At 44.4% G+C, this 21,692-nt stretch carries 12 protein-coding genes; 3 read left to right on the top strand and 9 right to left on the bottom strand.

Annotated elements, in window-relative coordinates; all coding sequences use genetic code 11:
* Positions 1-64: 64 nt before the first annotated feature.
* Positions 65-2,884 carry a TonB-dependent receptor gene (locus tag CLV51_RS24300; protein WP_211302110.1) on the top strand — a complete coding sequence of 940 codons (2,820 nt, stop codon included), beginning with the start codon at positions 65-67 and terminating at the stop codon, positions 2,882-2,884.
* Positions 2,885-3,043: 159 nt separating this feature from the next.
* Here the strand turns inward: CLV51_RS24300 and CLV51_RS24305 are convergent, their stop codons facing one another.
* The 4 genes from CLV51_RS24305 to ychF form a co-directional block, all read right to left on the bottom strand.
* Positions 3,044-4,591: a reverse transcriptase family protein gene (locus CLV51_RS24305; RefSeq protein WP_106530912.1), complete on the bottom strand. Its 1,548-nt coding sequence runs from the start codon at positions 4,589-4,591 to the stop codon at positions 3,044-3,046.
* A 400-nt stretch (positions 4,592-4,991) separates the two neighbouring features.
* Positions 4,992-6,659, bottom strand: coding sequence for an SWIM zinc finger family protein (locus CLV51_RS24310; RefSeq protein ID WP_106530707.1), 1,668 nt, complete (start codon positions 6,657-6,659; stop codon positions 4,992-4,994).
* Positions 6,660-6,675: 16 nt separating this feature from the next.
* Positions 6,676-10,008: a HEAT repeat domain-containing protein gene (locus tag CLV51_RS24315; protein ID WP_106530708.1), complete on the bottom strand. Its 3,333-nt coding sequence runs from the start codon at positions 10,006-10,008 to the stop codon at positions 6,676-6,678.
* Positions 10,009-10,408: 400 nt separating this feature from the next.
* Positions 10,409-11,512 (bottom strand): redox-regulated ATPase YchF, encoded by a 1,104-nt coding sequence (gene ychF / locus CLV51_RS24320; RefSeq protein WP_106530709.1) that lies wholly within the window; start codon positions 11,510-11,512, stop codon positions 10,409-10,411.
* Between the two features lie 67 nt (positions 11,513-11,579).
* Here ychF and CLV51_RS24325 point away from each other — a divergent pair, with 67 nt between their 5' ends.
* Entirely contained in the window at positions 11,580-12,812 is a 1,233-nt protein-coding gene (locus CLV51_RS24325; protein ID WP_106530710.1) for a nucleoside recognition domain-containing protein, read from the top strand.
* Positions 12,813-12,855: 43 nt separating this feature from the next.
* A complete protein-coding gene (locus CLV51_RS24330; RefSeq protein WP_106530711.1) occupies positions 12,856-14,127 on the top strand; it encodes a YeiH family protein in 1,272 nt (423 codons plus the stop codon).
* Positions 14,128-14,342: 215 nt separating this feature from the next.
* Here the strand turns inward: CLV51_RS24330 and CLV51_RS24335 are convergent, their stop codons facing one another.
* From CLV51_RS24335 to CLV51_RS24355, 5 genes are all read right to left on the bottom strand, one after another.
* On the bottom strand, positions 14,343-15,749 hold the full coding sequence (locus CLV51_RS24335) for a SusD/RagB family nutrient-binding outer membrane lipoprotein (protein WP_106530712.1): 1,407 nt from the start codon (positions 15,747-15,749) through the stop codon (positions 14,343-14,345).
* 11 nt (positions 15,750-15,760) lie between these two features.
* On the bottom strand, positions 15,761-18,886 hold the full coding sequence (locus CLV51_RS24340; protein WP_106530713.1) for a SusC/RagA family TonB-linked outer membrane protein: 3,126 nt from the start codon (positions 18,884-18,886) through the stop codon (positions 15,761-15,763).
* Positions 18,887-19,056: 170 nt separating this feature from the next.
* Entirely contained in the window at positions 19,057-19,563 is a 507-nt protein-coding gene (locus tag CLV51_RS24345) for a PH domain-containing protein (RefSeq protein ID WP_106530714.1), read from the bottom strand.
* Between the two features lie 44 nt (positions 19,564-19,607).
* The gene (locus CLV51_RS24350) at positions 19,608-19,907 is read right to left on the bottom strand and encodes a thiamine-binding protein (protein ID WP_106530715.1); all 300 of its coding nucleotides are present in this window, start codon (positions 19,905-19,907) and stop codon (positions 19,608-19,610) included.
* Between the two features lie 190 nt (positions 19,908-20,097).
* Positions 20,098-21,627, bottom strand: coding sequence for a bifunctional GNAT family N-acetyltransferase/carbon-nitrogen hydrolase family protein (locus tag CLV51_RS24355; RefSeq protein WP_106530716.1), 1,530 nt, complete (start codon positions 21,625-21,627; stop codon positions 20,098-20,100).
* Between the last annotated feature and the right edge of the window lie 65 nt (positions 21,628-21,692).

Consider the following 21,692-nt stretch of genomic DNA (forward strand, 5'->3'; position numbering starts at 1 on the left):
AAGCATTCTAGTTAAAGCTTGTTTGGGCTCACTGTTGCTATTATTATCCCTATCCCAGGTAATCTTGGCACAAACCCCAGCAACAATCAGCGGTACCGTAACAGACAAAACATCCGGCAATGGGCTATCTGGTGTGACCGTAAGCATTAAAGGCGCCACTGCAGGTACTATTACCAGCAATAGCGGCGGATTTCAGCTTAAAACCACCCATACATTGCCCCTGACCCTTATCTTTTCTTATGTGGGTTACAAATCAGAAGAAAGACAGATAAGCAGCGCCGATGAAAAAGTAAACGTGCAATTAGCCACCACAGAAATCCTCGGACAGGAATTTGTGGTAGCCGCCAGCCGTGTACAGGAAAGCATTCTGCAATCACCGGTATCTATTGAGAAAATAGATGCCCGCACCCTGAAAACTTCTCCGGCTCCTAACTTTTATGATGCCATTGGTAACCTGAAAGGGGTAGAAATGAGCACACAAAGTTTAACATTCAAATCAGTAAACACCCGTGGTTTTAACAGCAATGGTAATACCCGTGTACTGCAATTGAATGATGGTATGGACAACCAGGCACCGGGCCTTAACTTCGCCGTAGGTAATATGGTGGGTATTCCCGAACTGGATCTGGACAACGTAGAACTTATACCAGGTGCAGCTTCTGCCCTGTATGGTCCTAATGCACTCAATGGCATTTTGCTGATGAACAGCAAAAATCCCTTTCAATACCAGGGTTTAAGTGCCCAGGTAAAAACCGGTATCCTAAGTGATGCCGGTCGTACCAAAACAAACACCGGCTTCTATGATGTGGCCGTACGTTACGCCCATGCATTCAATAATAAATGGGCCTTTAAACTCAATATCGGCTACCTGAAAGCAGATGACTGGCAGGCCTACGATAAGCGCGATCAGAGCCTTGCCAACGGTCATACGCTGCAAGATGGTACCAGGGCTAATAACGAGGGCTATAATGGTGTGAATATTTATGGAGATGAAAACACCGTAAATATGCACAACGTGCTGAATTCACAATTTATGACTCCTGGCTCCCCGCTCGCCAATCAATTAGCTTTCTTATCAGCTGTCGCTTTTAAAGGCACTATTACACCTACACAGATCTTTAACGGTGCTATTCCCGGAGCTGGTGCCTCCAGTGTTACCCGTACCGGCTATAACGAAGCTGATGTGGTAGATTATGGTACCAAAAACCTGAAACTCAATGGAGCACTGCATTACAAGATCCATGAGAACCTGGAAGCATTAATACAGGGTAGTTATGGTTCCGGTACTACAGTATATACAGGCGCCGACCGTTATTCCCTGAAGAATTTTAATATGGGTCAGTACAAAGTGGAGTTGAAAAGCCCTGACTTTTATGTAAGATTATATACCACACAGGAAAGATCCGGTGACAGTTATGCCGCCGGTACACTGGCAGCCGGTGTTAATGAAGCCTGGAAAAGCAGTCAGCAATGGTATGGAGAGTACTTCTCTACTTATGCAACCCAATCTATAGGCACATTTGCACAGGCATATGGTGCAGCGTTGGCTGGTGGCGCTACACCTGCTGATGCCTTAACTGCTGCACAAAATGCGGTTAATACAGGACGTGGCACCTTTTATCAAAATGCAAGAGCAAAAGCTGATAGCGGCCGATACCTCCCCGGTACCGCTGCCTTTAATAATGCCGCTGATAAAGTAAAAGGCAAACCTATTCCCGGTGATGCCAATGGTGTAGGTGCCAAGTTCACAGATAAAACCAATTTGTACCAGGCCGAAGCCATGTACAACTTTCATAACCTGATACATTTTGCTGAAATACTGGTGGGTGGCGACTATCGCCTCTATACCCTTAATTCAGAAAAAACATTATTTGCATTAGATGATAATGGAAATGAATTCCGGATTAAAGAATATGGTGGCTATCTCCAGATCATGAAAAAGCTGGTGGATGATCATATAAAGCTCACCGGATCTATCCGTTATGATAAGAACATGAACTTCAAAGGACAGTTCAGTCCGCGGTTATCAGCTGTGTACACCTTCCTGAATACACATAATATCCGTGTATCATACCAAACAGGTTTCCGTATTCCGAACAATCAGAATCAGTATATAGACCTGGTAACACCACAGGCACATCTGATTGGCGGCTTGCCATTTTTCCGCGACCGCTATCACCTGAACACAGGTCCGGTGTACACCCTGCAATCTGTGCTGGCCGGCAATCCGCAGCAATATACCTTCCGTGATTTTGAACCGGAAAAAATACAGGCATTTGAATTGGGTTATAAATCCCTCATTGCACAGAAATTATTAATTGATGCTTACATCTACCATAATAATTTCAAAAATCTGAATGGCAACCAGGTATTAGTACAACCGGTTTCTGCTACCCAGCAAAATATTTTCTCTATACCAGTGAGTGCAGCAGAAACTATTCAGTCTTGGGGATGGGCTATAGGACTGGATTACAGCTTACCACTTCATTTCACTGCAGGCGGTAATGTTTCCTACAATGAGCTCAACAACGAAAAGAACCTGAAAAATTTCTTTGCGGAATTCAACACACCGAAAGTTCGTTATAGCTTAAATTTTGGCAACCGTAATATTGCCAATTCCAATATAGCCTTCAACGTTATCTGGAAATGGCAGGATGCCTTTGTATGGCAATCTTCTTTTGTAGGACCGAATGTTTATGCAGGTGCTTTAAGTGAAATACCATCTTATGGTACGCTGGATGCCATGGTGAGTAAGTTTTTCCCGAAAGCAAAAACTACAGTGAAACTGGGCGGTGCAAATATTCTGAACAAAGGATATGTGCAGTCATGGGGTAACCCAACAGTGGGTGCTCAGTGGTATGTGTCTTTGGGGTATAATTTATAAAGAGCAAATGTCTGAACTATGATTTTTATGATTAGTATGATTATCCTGATGAGCAAGGATTAAATAAAAGATAAAAAGGGAGATGAAAAATTTCATCTCCCTTTTTATTTTCGCTTATCAGGATAATCATACTAATCATAAAAATCACAGTTCAGACATTTACAATACATCCCACCAGGGCTTATCCTTAGACGCCGGCGGTGTTTCCTTTATTATTGGTTTACTGGCTGGTGTTTCAGCCGTCACTGTTGTAACAACGGGTGCTGCTGCAAGCGTCTCTCCTGTCCAGATGCTGCGGGATGCTGCTTTAATATCTTCCCGTTGCAATAATGCGGCCAGCGTGGCTTTCAGCTTAGCTCCCTGTTCGGGTTTAACCATGTATACATAGTTGGCGTAGCCTTCTATGCTACTGATGATATTTTTCCCTTTACCCCAGCTTTTGTTGGATAAGCCGGTAGTGGAGATCTGGTGCAACAGTGCGCGGAATTTGCGCAAAGTTACTCTATCGAGGCTTAATTTATCATTTACCACAATACCGGTTACTTCGCGCTTATCACCTTTGCGCATCACTTTCAGCTTATCCGGGTGAATGGTAAATCCTTCTTCTTTTACTACTAATTTGATAGCCCAGAGTAATTGTCCGGCTTTATCGGCGGCAGCTCCTTTTGCGGAAAAAGTCATGTCATCTGCATAGCGCGTATAGGCGTAACCGTATTTTGCGGACAATCCTTCGAAACGTTTGTCCAGTTTATAACAGATCAGATTAGTGATAGCAGGGCTGGTAGGTGCACCTTGCGGCAAATGACGTGCTGTAGCAGCCACATAATATTTGCGGTTATCCAGTGTTATCTCTTCTACTTCCGGTTCTGTACAGATGAGGCCCAGAATGGTAGCTACCTGTTCTGAATATCCCAGTTTGCAGAATAATCCTTTCACCCGTTTGTATGCAATAGAAGGAAAGAAATCGCGCAGATCGATATTGATAACAATGTCTTGTCCCACGTGTGGCGCGGCATTGGTAACAATTGATTTACCCGGTACAAAGCCATGTGCGGCTTCGCTGTTTTTTATTTTATAGAGAATATTTTCCAGGATCCAGTGCTGCGCTGCTTTCAGCTGTGGCATCGGTGCGGAAATAACGCGGGTACCGCCGGACTTTTTAGGAATTTGAAAACGCTGATAATGGGTATGGTGGCCTACTTTACGGTTGAAAGATAAATAACGCAATTTGCCTAAAGTAACGCCCATGGCGTTGGCCAATGCTACCGCATCATGCCATACCGGTAAACCAAATTTTGCGAGTTGTTCTGTGTTGGAAACAACCTTATTTAATCCTGCGGAAACGTCTTCCCCGAGATAAACAATGCTTTGATTTTTTTCCGCTGCCCAGGCGATGGCACGGGCTTTTCTTTCTTCTTCGCGACGCTTTTTTGTTTCCGCTCTTTTCAGTTTTGCTTTGGCCATGCGCTCTTTACGCATGTCCTGCAGCATCTTTTCTTTGTTGCGGTATTTTTGTTTTTCTTTAATGAGTTCATCCAGTTCACGGCGCAGCACTCCTTCCTGGCGGATAAGGCTTTCAGACGGAGATGGCTGGGAAGTATTATTCGCCCAGAAGCCCAGGCGTGTCATTTCTTCCAGTATAAGTTCCTCTTTGGAGGATGCACGTATTCTATCGTACAGCTGTTGACGGGTTAAGCCTTCGGCCATAATATTGGCTTTTACATTTTTGATGAAAGGGAAAAAATCCAAATTATTTGATAGCGGGAGTGCTAATGAGTCCGGCTATGTAGCCTTGACTGACAGGAGAAAAAACAAAATTTTGTAAAGAGGAAAAGGCCTTCGTGCAAACCTATGACTAAATCAATCAACTCCAGGGAGGGGCGTACTATGGTGATATTTCAGCCCCCGGGGCGCGTACAGTAAATATCACCATAGTACGCCCCTCCCAAAGTAAAGATTGCATTTAGTGAAGCATGTATAGTCAATATACCTGAATGACGAAACATCATTCATCCCTTTTCGGGCGCAAGTGCAATCAATTCCTCTTTACAAAGATCTTTGTTATTAACGAGTCAGCAAGTTAGAAAATAATTCCTGAAAATAAAATTTATTTCACAGAATTATTTTCAGGAATTATTTTTTCTGTATGTGCTATACGCAGTGCCAGCATGTGTTCGCAGGGGCCTTTGTACAATTTATTTGTGCTATAAAAACTACAATCGCAATGCGCTTCACTCAATCTTTCATCTGCATCAATCACTATAACGGGATGGTATACACGATGCGGGCTTTTTACCGTTCCTTTTAATTGTAAGCCCACACCCGGAATATCCTGTTCAGTAAATTGTATACGCTTTTCCTGTACCAGTTTATTGGCTGCTGCTTCCTGTGGATTGGAAAAACGCAGTTCTTCCAATGGCAGTGGCTCACGACTTAATTCGCGCAGGCGGTAAAACCCTGTATGCAAATCAAAGATCACTTTACCTGCCTGTGTATAAATGCCCAATGCTCCCAGTACGGTGGCTTTATCCAAACCAGTAGCCGTTGCAATGGTTTCCGGTTTGGCCATCCACCTGGTTTTCAGGTCAGCAAATACTTTCAGCTTAGCGCTATCATCCACTATTGCACGGGGTGCCATCAGGTCAAACTGTCCGGCGCGCGACCAGTCGTTGGCCGTCCAGCCACTCAATCCCAGTGTAAATTGCATATCACCCAGATCCGCGATGTAGAAGGAAGGCAAACCGTTGCCAGTAAGATGCACGGTGAATTTTTTAGCGATAGGAATCAGTCTTTCGAGGATCAGCATTCTCCTTCTCCCCCATATCCTGATTTCCCTGGTTTGCGGACCGGTGTATAACGATCTCGCACATACGATTTCATGATTCCATGGCTCAAACACTGCACGCACGGGCTTTCCGGGCTCCAGTATAAAACGGATGGATCGTGGCCCCTGTTTCTCTTTAAACCGGCGTAACCAGGAACAGAAATTATATACATCCATAGGATGCAGATCAAAAGTAGCAGCGGGCAACGTCATCGCAGAACTAACCTGCAGGAAGCCACGCACCCAGCTATCCGGCAAATCTATTTTCACTTCATGGTACAGTTCTTCCTGTGAAGTTTGTACCTGGAAGCCAGCCGGGTCAATCTTAAAATCTGTTTCCTTATAATCTCTTATCTTCTGAAATTCATTATACAGTGCAGCGGAATAATCAATATTGGTAGTGCCGCACTCAAATTCATTCACTTCTTTAAACACGTTATAACTGGCACTCAGCTTACCGTAGGTAGATTCATCCTGGCTAAAACATTCAAAAAACATTTCATCCGGATGCACGCTGATCACGGGGTCCAGTACAAACCAGGCATCCCGGTCTTTCTGATATAGAAAATCAAAATAGTTCTTTCGTGCCTTATAAAAGGGTCCCATCACGCGGTCTTTTTCCGCCGAGATCGTATGCAGTTCTTCTTTGAGTGTTTTTATGCGGCTGTCTGTTGCCTGCATATCATATGCGCCCATAAATTCTGCCAGCCATAAGGATTCCTGCTGGGCGGCCCATTCTTTATAGGCGGTTTTATCTTTGGGTTTGAAACGCAGATCAGATACCACTACATCATGCAGGGCAGATATGGCTTCGCGGAAAGCTATTTTTTTATGCAGCTTACCCACAAAAAAAGTTGGGTCACGGCGGGTATCCGGTGCAAAGGAGATGCCGGCAGAATTGGCATTACTATGCACTTGTGAGTTACCGCTATATCTGTAGTTAAATAACATAAAATGGATTCACTTTTTAAGATACTCTTATTGCTGCTGTTTCTACTTTAATAGGCAACTTTACAATGTACCGCTCCTGGATCTTACGCATGATGGCAATACAACGGGCTTTATCACCAATAGCAACAGTGACCGATATATGTGCAATAATTTGTCCGATATAATCCGCAGCAGCCCAGTTTTTCCACGCCTCTTTTTCGAGGAAGAGGAAAATTCTTTCTTTGGCAGCGCGGGCTTTATTAACCCTGCTAAGCACAGAGCGGAAATAAGGCTCCAGCTCTTTCAGGTATTCCAGGTTCCCGGCAGCATAGGCTTCCAGGTAGTTGGTAGCAAATAACTGCATGTTTACACTTGGATGCTGGCTCAGTTTCAGCAGATAGGTTTGCCCGTCTGCTTCCTTGAAAAAGCGCATCAGCAGCTCGCGGCCAAATGCCTGTATGTCTGGCCGCACACTGTCGGCCACAGCTACCAGCGTATCTGGTGTCCAGTCATTTTCTGTAAACTGTGTACGGAAAAATTCCATGGCCATGTGACGGGTATCGTCCCATTTGGCGTCCAGCAAGCCCATGGCAGCCTCGCGCTCATAGCGGATACGGGCTACATTGTTATTGTAGAAGGCCCAACTCCAGGTTCTCACAGCAAGGAGTTCATGGCTGCCGGCAGCTATCACCTGTTTGAGTGACAATGCTTCAGCAGGAATATATTTTTCCAGTACGACTATGCCAAATTCCTGTGCAGACCTATAATTGGAGTACAGCAAACGCAATGCAGTAGCGATGTCTACGTCATGCAAAAAATTCACCAGTTCATTACTGAGGATCTTCGCAATATCTTCATGGATGCCTTCCACGGTTTCTTTGCGCATGAGTCTTGGTACCAGTTCATTCACCAGGTACACCGCAAGACGGCTATCGTGCTTTACCAGTTTATGAATCAGCGGGCGTACAGTATTTCGTACGTCCGTGTGCGTAGCCAGTATTGTAAACAGGAGTAATTCCGGTCTTTTTAATAACTCATCTGCATTCATCGCATTCAGAATACCTACACCAGCGGCTCTCACCGGTTCATATGTATTAGAGAGCAGGTTCTCCAGCAGGTTATCAGATACTTCACTGAAATTAAAGTGACCCTTTTTCAGCAACAGTAATCTTGCCGCAAAGGCGTGATTGGCTTGTACCGGGCTTTTCAAGAGATCTTCAATAACCGGTATACCCGTTTCCGTTAGTGCGTGCGCGCAATGTAGTTCCAGTATGCTACAGCCGTCATTCAGGTTATCATTTTGTTCCGGTGTAGTTGTTTTTAATGCCAGCAGTGCTGCAACAGATTTGGCACAGAGTACGCGGGCTTTCTCCAGCGGCAGGTAATCTGCGTTGAGTTGCTTGCGGGCAAAGTTACGGACATCAGGATATCCGGAGAAAATCATCCGCATTACAAACTCCTCATCTCCCAGGCATATGGACTGATGATCGCTGATCCATTGCAAACCCTGTATACGGGCCAATGCCAGCGGACTTGCCGTAAGTGAATACAATAAGAACAGGGAAGGATTAGCCGGACTATATTTTTCTTTGGCCAGCTCCAGACCAAACATAGCAGGAATGCTGAATGCATTGATTAATAACCCTGATATCACTCCTTCATCCATTTTTTCTTTCAGGCTGTTATAATCCGGGTGTGCTTTCAATTGCTCCATGGCAAAGATGTGCACAACATCCATACGTGCAGATACCAGCAACTGTATGAAGGCCTGCGGTAATTGCTGCCATAAATGCAGGAAAGGTATATCACTTACTATTTCATTAGAGGCTGCAGGTGCGGGATTGTATTCTTTTGGTATACCGGTAGTTGCTGCTGCCGTTTTCCCATTCCCCAACCACCCGAATAATTTTTTCAGGAGGTTCTCTTTATCGCCCGGTTTTACTTCATCCGGATTTGCCTTTGATACCGTTTGCGTAGGTGCTTTACCGTTAGTACCCTTTGGTTCTTCAAAAAACCATTCTCCCCCATCAGTAGTCAGGCGCATATTTGCAGTATTACCTCTGAGGACGTAGTTCAGATATACTGCGCGGGAGTTGGCCGGAAACTGTTTGTAGGTAGCAAGATACCGTCCGTTAACATATCCCCATTGCATCAGCTGGTATTCTTTAGTGGCATCTCTTGCTTCCTCGTATTGCAATAACAAGGCAGTAGCCAGGCGCACGTATTGTATATCATTTTCATGCCCGTACAAACGCATGGTGCGCAGCACACGACGATGCAGGTAAGCACGTGTTCTATTGGAAAAAGATAATTTGCTCGCAGGTTTTTTCAGCTCTTTATCTGCTTTAAAATACTCCTGCAGCTCGGGAATATATGTATCCGGGACGTATTCCTCATCGTCGTAATTTATCCTGGTACCCGGATTCGTAAACATTGGCGTTTCCCTTTCAAAACGGCCTGCCAGCACCGCTACAATGCCCTGATCACCCCGTAGTTCTGCCTGTTTGAAGATGTGCCGTATGTGCTGGAAATAAGACGGGCGGAATGGCAGTTCTGTTAACAATGATACCAGTGCCTGTTTCACCGCAGCATTTTCATATGCCACCAGGTGTAAATCTTCCAGCAAAGGATAATTCAGTTGCTGTTGTGTAAACACGCGCTGGTACATGAGTACATAAATTTCTCCCGGATCATTTTTAGCAATAGTTTCCTGGAAAATTTCGGGCAGGCGTTGCAGATACGATTGAATATGTGCTTTACGTTCTTCTTCCGGCAATACCAGCAGCAGCGCATTGGCTGCGAGCATGCGTATATTCAATGGATAAGAGCCGTTATCAGCATATGACCGCAACACCGGTATAGCAGCAGGGTCTGCGCACTTGCCTAATGACCACAAGGCAGAGTAACGCTGTAAGGCATCACCTCTTTCCACCAGTTTAATCAGATAAGGTATGGCTTCCCCTATTTTTAATTCACCGGCTTTCCAGATGACACGGGAAGTTTTCCATACTGTTTTATAGCTGGACTTTCCTTCCACAGTATCCTGCAGTCGTTTTAATATGACACGGTGTCTCGCATCTGTTACCAGGGTAGTATCTACCGGTACAAATGCAAGATCCTGAACAGCTTCCTGTTCTCCTAGATAGCCTTTGCTGCGCTTTTCTTTTTCAAGGGCATCAAATATAGTGGTGGCGGCGGATAACGCTACGGGGGCTACAGTTTTGGTTCCTTCTTTGAGTGCACCAAATCGTTTTCCGTATCGAAAGTTAACAATATACTGCTCCGGGCCAACTTCACAAAGGTCTATTTCATAGGTCTTATCCGAGTTCCCTTCCCGGAAAAAGAGTTTTACGTTCCTGACAATTCGCATGAGCTAACATTAAAATAGTCGGCTAAACTAATAAATTAAGCTAACTCAGCAAGTTTATTTTTTAGGAAGATAATTTTTACGGGGAGATGAAGGCCTTCGGCCTTTGTCTTTTCTTTAGCAGGATTAGACTGATTATTATGATTATGCTGATTTCATTTCTTTCTAAGAATTAATCCATACTAATTTCTAAAAGATTATTGTATAGAGATGCAAATATTTTTCAGCAGAAAATAAAATCAGAGTAATCATAATAATCAGTCTAATCCTGCTAAAGAAAAGACAAAAGCCGAAGGCTTTCCCTAAATAGCGATGGGCCGGATTTACTCCGGCCCATCAATTGTTGTAACCTTCATTGAAAATATCATGAAGTATTTTTAATTATGTGTCACTACGGTAATGATTATACGTTGAAACGGAAGTGCATTACATCTCCGTCGGCTACTACATATTCTTTCCCTTCAATACGCAAACGACCATTATCGCGGCAGGATGCTTCGGAACCATATTTTACGAAATCATCGTACGCAATTACTTCTGCTTTAATAAATCCTTTTTCAAAATCAGTGTGGATTACACTTGCAGCCTGAGGTGCTTTCCATCCTTTGTGGATAGTCCAGGCACGAACTTCCTGTACACCGGCAGTAAAGTAAGTGATCAACTCCAGCAGATTGTAAGCAGAACGGATGAGGCGATTCAAACCTGGTTCAGTAAGACCATATTCACCAAGGAACAGTTCTTTATCAGCAGGATCTTCCAGTTCAGAGATCTGGGCTTCAATGCTATTGTTCATCACAATTACTAATGCATGTTCCGCTTTTACGGATTCCTGCAGAATTTGTGAGTATTTATTGCCGGTATGGAGCGACGCTTCGTCAACGTTAGCCACGTATAATACGGGCTTTTCAGTTAACAGGAACAGGTCTGCAATAGCCACGCGATCTTCCTTACTCAGGCCCAGTTCACGGATATTACGACCTTTTTCCAGGTGCTCCTGGCATTTTTTCAGTATTTCAAACTCTACTTTAGCTTTGGGATCGCCACCGGTTTTAGCCATTTTCTCGGTACGGGCCACTTTACGTTCCACACTTTCGAGATCTTTCAGCTGTAATTCAGTATCGATGATTTCCTTATCGGATACGGGATTGATTTCACCTTCTTCACGGAGGATGTTGTCATCTTCAAAGCAGCGGATCACGTGAACAATCGCATCTACTTCGCGGATGTTGGCCAGGAACTTGTTTCCCAGACCTTCTCCTTTACTGGCGCCTTTCACCAGTCCGGCAATGTCCACAAACTCAATAGAAGTGGGCACTACCCTTTCCGGTTTTACCAGCTCTTCCAGTTTATACATACGATGGTCAGGTACATCTACCTGTCCTACGTTAGGTTCTATAGTACAAAAGCGGTAATTGCTGGCCTGCGCCTTAGCGCTGTTGCTCACCGCATTAAACAAAGTCGATTTTCCTACATTCGGCAATCCTACAATTCCAACTTGCAAAGCCATTTTTTAAAATTTGCGCAAAGATAGGTTTATTTTAGTTTATTTGTTGATTGAATAAACCAATAATCTAATGGCATTAAACTACGTATGGCTGGGCTTTTTCCTGATTGCATTTGTTGTAGCGGTTTTCAAGTCGGTTTTTTTACAGGATACCGCCATCTTTGGCGAGATCATGAATGGCATGTTTTCCAGCGCCAAAAGCGGAGCAGAGATCTCACTGGGACTGGCCGGTATCATGACGCTGTGGCTGGGTATTATGCGTATCGGCGAAGTAGCGGGCATGATTAACCGTTTTTCCCGGATGGTGAACCCCTTTTTCTCTAAATTATTCCCGGATGTACCCAAAGGCCATCCTGCTATGGGAGCGATGATGATGAACTTCTCTGCCACCATGCTTGGACTGGATAATGCAGCCACACCATTGGGCCTTAAGGCAATGAAGGAATTACAGGAAATTAACCCGCAACCGGAAGCTGCCAGTAATCCGCAGATCATGTTCCTGGTACTGAATACCGCTGGCGTGGTATTGATACCCACCTCTGTAATTGCCCTGAGAATGGCTGCAGGTGCTGCTAATCCGGCAGATATCTTCATCCCTACGCTCATATCTACATTTATTGCATTTATTATCGGGATGTTTACGGTGGCTATCTTCCAAAAGATCAACCTCTTCAAACTCCCTGTACTGATATTTCTCAGTGGATTTGCAGCAGTGGTAACGGCACTTTGGTTCTGGGTGCGCAGCTTACCGGCAAATGAGATCGGCACCAAAACGGCTTCTCTGGGTGGTGGCATCATATTTACTATTGTTATTATTTTCCTGGTAGCGGGAATGGTGAAGAAGATAAATGTATATGATGCCTTTATTGAAGGCGCCAAAGAAGGGTTCCAGGTATCCATACGCATTATCCCTTACCTGGTGGGGATGTTGGTAGCCATCAGTGTATTCCGTACCACCGGCTGTATGGATTATGTGACCAATGGCATAGGTGCCGTTTTTGCCTGGATGGGTTGCAATACTGATTTCGTACCCACGTTACCGGTAGCCTTCATGAAACCTTTGAGTGGCGGCGGTGCACGCGGATTAATGATAGAAATAATGAAAACATATGGTGTAGATTCTTTCCAGGGAAAATTAGCCAGTGTTATACAGGGAACTACCGAAACTACGTTTTATGTACTGGCAGTATATTTTGGTTCTGTAAATATTAAATTCACCCGATATGCACTTGTAGCAGGTTTGATCGCCGACTTCTTCGGGATGTTGTCAGCCATATTATTAGGATATCTCTTTTTCCATTAATGCGCAGATAGCCGGAGGTTATTTGCCACTATGCTTTGATCCTATGTTACAGCAGAAAAAACTACATGAAGACTGGATTGCGGTCATCATCGCATTCCTCACTATTGGATTGGTGGTGGCCGGATTGCGACCGGCATTACCAACATTCAGCTGGACAAATAGTCAGGACCTGTGGGGACAGATAGCCAACAGTGCGAACCTGCTCCACATGGGCACCTTGTTTATCTGGGTGCTTGGTAGTTTGCTCCTGGCGCGGCTATTGGCGGGCGACTACAAACCCAAAGCCCTGTTCACCGGACTGATAGCCATTGTATTAATTTCCCTGCTGGCACAATTGATCACTTCCAACAAATGGGTAAAAGACCTTGGTATAGAAGTGGTGCTGTTCAGCTTAATACTCGGATTGTTTATCAGCAACGTAATCGGCTTGCCCAACTGGATAAAACCAGCTTTGCAAACAGAGCTCTATATCAAAATTGGGCTGGTACTGCTGGGCACCAATATCATTTTCGGCGATATCATGGAAGCCGGCATGCTGGGGATTATACAGTCGGTGCTGGTAGTGTTTACCGTATGGTATTTTTCTTTCTGGCTATGTAAAATGCTGGGGCTGGACGATGAGTTCAGGATGATGATTTCCAGTGCAGTGTCCATCTGTGGCGTATCTGCTGCCATAGCTACCGCAGGTGCTATTGAGGGAGATAATAAAAAATTGTCGCATGTAATTTCACTGGTGATGATTGTTGCCATCCCAATGATGTTGTTTATGCCCTACATTGCCATCTGGGCGGGCATGTCGCCGGCTGTGGCGGGCGCCTGGCTGGGTGGCACCATCGATACCTCCGGTGCAGTAGTAGCTGCAGGCACCATGTTAGGCAAAGAAGCGCTGAAATATGCTACCATCGTAAAGTTTTCGCAGAATGTGCTGTTGGGGCTCGCCGCTTTCCTCATCTCCATATACTGGTCGTACAACAATAAAAAAGCAGGTTTTGAAAAGCCCACATGGCGTACGATCTGGGATCGTTTCCCCAAATTTGTGCTGGGCTTCATTGCTGCTTCTCTCCTGTTTTCTTTCGTACTGCCGTCACCGGTAGTAGCTGCCAGCAAAGGTCCGCTGAAAGAACTGCAAACCTATTGGTTTGCACTGGCCTTTACATGTATTGGTCTTGAAACAAAGTTTACAGATATTTTTAAGATAGAGAACGGCAAACCCGCACTGGCATTCATTATTGCACAGTTATTCAATATCTTCTTTACCCTTATTGTTTCTTACCTGGTATTTGATAAGGTGGCAAGAGGGATTATGAGCAGCTGAGGAAGGCCTTCGGCCTTTGTCTTTTCTTTAGCAGGATTAGACTGATTTAGATGATTACCCTGATTTCATTTCTATCTGATCAGAAATCCATACTAATTTTCTAAAAGCTTATTGTATGGAGAGGCAAATGTTTTTAAGAAGAAAATAAAATCAGAAAAATCATCTAAATCAGTCTAATCCTGCTAAAGAAAAGACAAAGGCCGAAGGCCTTCTTCCTAATTCCCGTCCCACCAGATATGATCCGTTAGCTGCACGGCCGGTACATGGTCACCGTTGCGGCTTTTTTCTGTATCGGGATATGCGACTCTTCGGATGAATGCTGGCAATTGTGCATTCACTGGTAGTTTAAAATCCTTATACTGATAGTCATAGCGACGGGCATCGTTCCAGGTATCCGGATGCAGGAACTGGGCAACATACTTTTCTTTCAGGATGAGGTCCAGGGTGATATTGGTCATACCCACGCCCACTGCCGGGTTAAGCAGGTAAGCATTACGTTTGGCAGTATCTACCCCTATCTTATCCATGTTAGCAGTAATGCCCCGGACATATGCCTGGTATGCCCTGTTTTTATCTCCGCTTCTGAAAGCTGCTTCGGCCTCAATAAAGCGACACTCAGCATTGGTAACCACCAGTAAAGGAGCACCGGATTTAGAATAGAAACCATTTTTAGTAAGGTAACATTCTTCCTTATTGGTACCCGATCCTATACGGCCGGCACCATTAATAGTGCCCCGGTAATCACCAAATTTGGTGGTATCCGTCATCAAAGGGAGACGTGGATCAAATATGCCAAAGGTTTTCCCGTTCAATGCATTTATAAAATGTGTACTCAACCAACCATCAAGGGAGTTGTTGGCATTATTGATGGCCACGCCATTCCATGGGCTGAGTGACTGGAAACGCAGTAATTGCGCATCATCCGCATTTCCCGTATAGGCGTTGGCGATAGCTGTCAATACAGCAGTAGGATCATAGTTACTTTTTTTAGTAAGATGATTGAATATACGTGCTTTAACCGCGTAGGCTGTTTTAATCCAGGCGCTGGTAACTCCTCCGTGGATGAGGTCTTTGGATGCATCCAGGTCATACCTGGAGCCGGTTTTGTTCAACTGGGCGATACCATCATCCAGTAACAACAGGCAACGGGTATAAATGCTGTCATCCGCTGTGTAAGCGGGTTGCAGGATATTTACATTAAATGCCTGTGTGTAAGGCCCGCTCCCCCACAGATCGTTGACCATTTCCAGGTTAATAGCCATCATTACTTCCGCAGCACCTACGTGTTTTGTAGCACCTGCCGCAGTAGCCTGTTCTATCAGGTCATGAATATCCCGCATGTTGTAGTACAGCAACTGCCAGGTGGTACTATAATCCGTTGACTCATAAGTATCCGTAGCACCGTTAGCGTTAGGAGATGCCAGGTATTGTACAAAATAGGAGGTGATATTACTGACATGGTATACATTCAACGAAGTATTATAAGTAGTGGTAGCCAGCAATCCATTCATAGGTGGAATGGCCGCCTGATTGGGATTTGTATTAATATCCAGTTCTTTTTTGCAACCGGTTATCCATATCCCCAGCAATGCTATATATATTATGGTGTGTAATCTTTTCATGATCGGCAGGTTTAGAAGGTAACATTGAGCGTGGCGAGAAAACTGCGTGTAGCCGGATACGTGAATCCTGCAAAAGCATCCACATTACTACCCGAATCAAAGGAACTGGATTCCGGATCAAAACCGGTGTATTTAGTATGCAACCAAATATTGTTTCCGGTGAGCGTAATGCTGGCAGCTGAAATCAAACGGGTACTCTTCAGCATGGCTGACGGCAGCTGGTAAGTAAAGCTAACGGTACGCAGCCTTACCCAGGAAGCATCCTCCACAAAATTTTCTGTTACCTTACGATATACATTCCTGTAATAACCGGCACCATAGTTATGCCCATCGGGAGCCACTGACTGTTGCAGGTATACTTTCTTTGTATTGGGACTACCATCAGCCAGCACACCTGGAATAACCACCTGGTCGAAACGATTATCAGTGATGGCAGATTCTCCAAAGGCAGCTAAGAAATTGGCCAGCTGGTTATATTTTTTTGGTCCCTGCCGGGTATCAATTAATACAGACAAACTCAAAGGACCATAGTTAAATGTGTTGGTGACACTACCTATCCATTTAGGCTGTGAGTTGCCCAGGTATTTCTGCGTGGTATTAATCACCGGGAAACCATCTGCTCCTATTAAAATAGGTTTGCTGTAATCTATCTGTAAGGGATCTTCTTTGCCGCTGCCGTAATACCGTTTGTAGCTGGTCCCGAAAATGGCCCCTACCGGGTATCCGGGGATATATTCCATAGTGGCGGTGGAACCTGAATAGCCAAAGTGCGATGCTACCGGCACCGATGTTAATCCTTTTCCTAAACTAAGTACTTCATTACGATTAGCAGAATAGTTAATACGCATATCCCAGCTAAACTGCTTCGTTTGAATTAATGTACCATTGAGCGACAATTCAATGCCCCTGTTGCGGATAGCGCCCACATTGGTATAAAAATCATCGTAGCCGGTAGTATTGGATAGTTTTAAAGGGATCAGCAAATCAGTACTTTTAGAAGTGTACCAGGAAAAGTCAACGCCTATACGATTATTCCAGAAACGCAGTTCCGTACCCAATTCAAAAGTGTTGGTAAATTCCGGTTTCAGATTAGGATCACCTAACCGATCGGCCCGGGTCCAACCAATAACGCTGTTACCTATTGGGCCACCTGGCAATGGTATATAGCCGGAGCCTGTGTTATAAGGTGTGGCATCTTTACCTACCCTGGCCCAGGATGCTCTCAGTTTACCGTACGACAAGATGTTTTCAGGCACCTTGAGGTGTTCAGTAAATATGTAGGAGAGACTTACAGAAGGATAAAAGAAAGCGCGATGATTTACCGGCAAAGTAGAGCTGATGTCTGTTCTGCCAGACAGGCCAAGGTACAGCCAATGATCCCAGGCAAGGGTCCAGTCGCCAAATACACCAACCAGGTAATAATTCTCCAGGTATTGTTTTGTCACTACTTTTTTAGCATTCTGCAGGATCAGGAGATCAGGAATATCCAGCGTATCTGCTTCTGTGGAAACACGTTTCAGTTTCCTGTCATATAGATCATGACCTAATTTCAGATCAGAAGTTAATTTGGAGCCAATGTTGTTTTTAAAGTTGAGTATCAGGGTAGAACTCAGTGCACGCTTATTTAATGAATATTCATCTACAAAGCCAAATGAATTGTCGGTACTGGGTACTTCCCCTGCTATTCCTTTAGGCCCCGGTGCAGCGTGCGTTAGCCCACTGTTATAATAATCTGTTCCTGCCCGATAGAATACATCCAGCCATTTAAATGGGGACCAGGTAAAGTTGACGCTACCGATCACCCTGTTCACATTATCTTCAAAGCGGTTACTATACAAGGTATAAATAGGATTATCTGTAGTACCGTAGGTTTGTTGTGTGCCATCCGGTTTAATGTAGTCACGCATATTCCAGCGCGGCGACCAGTAAATCAGTTGCTCACCGTAGCGGTCTGCATTAGCACGGTTACCGCCTGAGTTGATGTAATTAAGGGAGACGCCCATCTTGAATTTCTCACTGAATGTAACGTTGCCGCTTACCCGCGCCGAATAGTTTTTATAGTTGCTGAAAGGGATGATACCATTCTGATTGAACTGGGATAACGAGGCCGCATATACGAATTTCTCCGTTCCTCCTGTGAGTCCCAATGTATTACGAAACTGGCTGCCGGTATTATAGGCCTGGTTGTATTTCTCATATAGTTCGGCGGGGTGTGTTGAATCCAGCTTACGGGCATCATCTACTGTGGGGCCCCAGGAGGGCCAGAAGCTCTGGTTATCATAGACACCATTATTCCCCTGTGTATAGCGGTTCTGCACATCCGGTGTTTTGCCTACTCTTTCAAATCCTGCAGTAGTGGAGAAATTTAATTTTAAACGACCTGCTTTGCCGGATTTGGTGGTGATGATCACCGCGCCGGTAGCAGCAAGTTGACCGTATAAAGCTGTGGCGGGTCCGCCCCTCAAAATGGATACACTTTCTATATCATCGGGATTAAGATCAGAAGCGCCATTGCTCATACCCCTGGTTTGTGAGCCACCCGTAGTATCTGTATCATTGTTGATGATAATACCATCTACTACAAACAAGGGCTGATTGTTTCTGTTGGGATCCAGTGAGTTGATTCCGCGGATGATGATACGGGAACCTTGTCCCGGTGCACCGCCCCCGCTGGAGATTTGTACTCCGGCCACTTTCCCTTGCAGTGCGTTCACCACATTGGATTGTTTGGACTGCATCAGATCCGCACCGCTAACATCCTGCACCGCATAACCCAGTGCACGTTTTTCCTTTTTGATACCCATGGCTGTTACCACGACCTGTTCCAGGTTGCGGGTATCGGCTTCCAGAGATATATCCAGTGTAGTGCGTCCATTGAGGAATTGCTCCTGCTGCAGGAAACCTATATAACTGAAAATAAGGACCGAATTGGCGGCAGGCACTTCCAGGTGATAGGAACCATCCGGACCCGTGGTAGTTCCTTTAACACCACCCTTTACCTGTACGGTAACACCAGGCAGTGCATCCTTGTTGCCGGCAGCAATAACCCTTCCGTTGATAATGCGTGATTGAGCGAGCAACAAATATGGAAGGAACAGGAAAGCGCCCACTATGGTCATAGTGTAAACAGACTTCATAGCGTTAGATTTTGGTTATTAAGTTTCGAAATAAATATACTGCAAAAAGCATTTAGTAGATAGCTTTTAGTAGTTGACTTTTAGTGCTTGATAAAAATGCAGCGGAGGTAAAGTATGATGATCATACTTTACCTCCGCTGCATTTTTTGCTAAGAGCTAAGGGCTAAAAGCTAACTACTTTGTTCGACCACGTTAATGATCTTATTGACGCTTTTCACAAAATCATCTGCTTCGGATGGACTGATAATCCATTTCTTATTATAGGATTCAATCAATACCAGGTTTTCGCGGTTGGTACACCAGCGTTCATACTTGCCTATTTCGCTGGAGCGGTAAGTACCCAGGTAGCCGAATACACCACCAACGGCCAGTAAACGGGAGCTGCTGCCCAGCTCTTCTTCTGTAATGCTGCGCAACCTTACAACATCCTGCAAACTGATGCTGATACTCACCAGGGGGCGCTTAATCAGGATTTCTGTTGCCGTAATAGTATAATACTGCGGACTTAAACACCAGGCTATCAGGATCGCGGGAACCAGGATAAACAACATGGTGGTAGTAACAGTAGCATCATGGGAGATATCGGTGATCTGTCTGAATGAAATGACGAGTGTGAGAATGATGATCAGATTTGTAACAATCTTTGAGTTATCATCCAGTGTGGCTGCATATCGCATAAGCTCCTATCGTTTATTTCGAAAAGTAAGATAATAAAATTTAACTATATGGTGTCGTACTTTCCGGTTTTTTCTTCTATGGTTACATCCTGGTCTTTTCTTATCTGCATTTTTATATACACTAATAACTGGGATGCACCGGCTTTAAAACACACTTCCTGGGTTTGACGTACTACTTCCATGAGCTCTTCGTAGGTTCCTTCCATCACTGTTTCGAAGGGGCATACCCTGTATTTTACACCGGATGCTTTGATCACTGCAATGGCTTCATCTACTACCGCATATACCTGCTCAGAAGGCACAGAAGGGATGATTTGGAGGGCTAAATTTATCTTCTTACTCATCTTTTATAGATTTCATAAATTACTGGTTACTAATATTTTCTGAAGTTTATTTATTATGTTTATTTAAATAAACTTCATTCAAATTTACTGTTAAAATTTTGTAAGCTGTATTAAAGCGATTTTTAGTTTAAAGTAACCCTATAATTATCCATCACATCTATCTAAAAATCAACTATATAAATACTATATTTTATAATTTATCCTGGGGATTTTTCACTACCTGGTATAAGTCATGTCGTATGTCTTTCAGGGTTTGTACACTCCCAAAAGCATGTAATTCTTTCAACAATACCAGGTCCACATCTGCGATCACTACCATCTCGGTATTGGGAGTTGACTCAGCTTTGATACCTGTTACCGGGAAGGCAAAATCGGAAGGTGTGAATACACAGGATTGTGCATATTGCAAATCCATATTGTTTACTTTTGGCAGGTTACCAATGCAACCGGCAATAGCTACATAGCACTCATTTTCAACCGCACGGGCCTGCGCGCAAAAACGAACCCGGTTATAAGCATGCTGCGTATCCGTCATAAATGGTACAAACAGGATCTGCATACCCTGCTGGGCCAAAATGCGGGATGGCTCCGGAAACTCCACATCATAACAAATCTGAATACCTATCTTGCCACAATCGGTATCAAACACTTTGATTTCATTACCGCCTTTAATTCCCCAGGCAGATACTTCACCCGGAGTAGGATGTATTTTGATGTACTGCTCGTAGGTACCATCACGACGGCACAGATAGGAAATATTGTATAGCACTTCATCAATGACGATGGGCATACTACCTGAGATAATATTTACATTATAAGCTACTGCATGTTGCTGAAATACCTTCCTTAGCTGCTCCGTATACCTGGCCACACCACGGATAGCTCCCGCAGGGTCCATCTGGTTAAACTCCTTCATCAGTGGCGCATTAAACAATTCGGGGAACACTACAAAGTCGGACCCGTAATCACTCACCGCATCAATAAAGTACTCCACCTGCTGCAGAAAGCCATCGAGGCTGCCGTAATCCCTCATCTGCCACTGTACCAGTCCTATACGTACCGTAGACTTATTATAACGAATGGTATCCAGGTCCTTTTCGTAGTAGATATTAAACCACTGCAACAAAGTAGCAAAGCCTTTGGAGGCTTCGTCGTTGGGCAGGTAATTTTTCAGGATCTTCTTTACCAGGAAATCGTTGGAGAACTGAAACGTTAAAGTAGGATCATAGATCTCTCTGTCCTGTACTTTTTCAATGTATTCTCTGGGCGACATTTTATCCGAAAACTTTTCATAGTTAGGGATTCGTCCGCCGGCAATAATACCCTGCAGGTTCAATTGTTCACAGAGATTTTTGCGGGCATCGTACAGCCGGCGCGCCAGGCGCTTACCACGAAAATCAGGATGCACAAACACTTCGATACCATACAAAACATCTCCTTTAGGGTCATGTGTACTGAAAGTATAATAGCCGGTGATCTGCTCGTAGGTATGATTATCACCAAATTTCTCATAGTCAACAATAATCGACAGGGCGCAGCCCACCACTTTGTCATTCATTGTCACGGCGATCTGTCCTTCCGGAAAAAGTTTGATCAACCGCTGGATAGTAGGCTCCCGCCAATAGCTCCCGGCCATGTCTGCATATGCCGACACCATGGACTCTTTCAGATCCAGGTAGTCCTCTACAGTAAGCTTTCTGATTTCTACAGTTTCTGACATATAATGATCTGATTATTCGGCAGTTAAATTAACTCTTTTCGCGCTAATAAAGTATATTTGTAATA

Origin of the sequence: Chitinophaga niastensis (assembly GCF_003014755.1) — a bacterium.
GTDB classification, from domain to species: domain Bacteria; phylum Bacteroidota; class Bacteroidia; order Chitinophagales; family Chitinophagaceae; genus Chitinophaga; species Chitinophaga niastensis.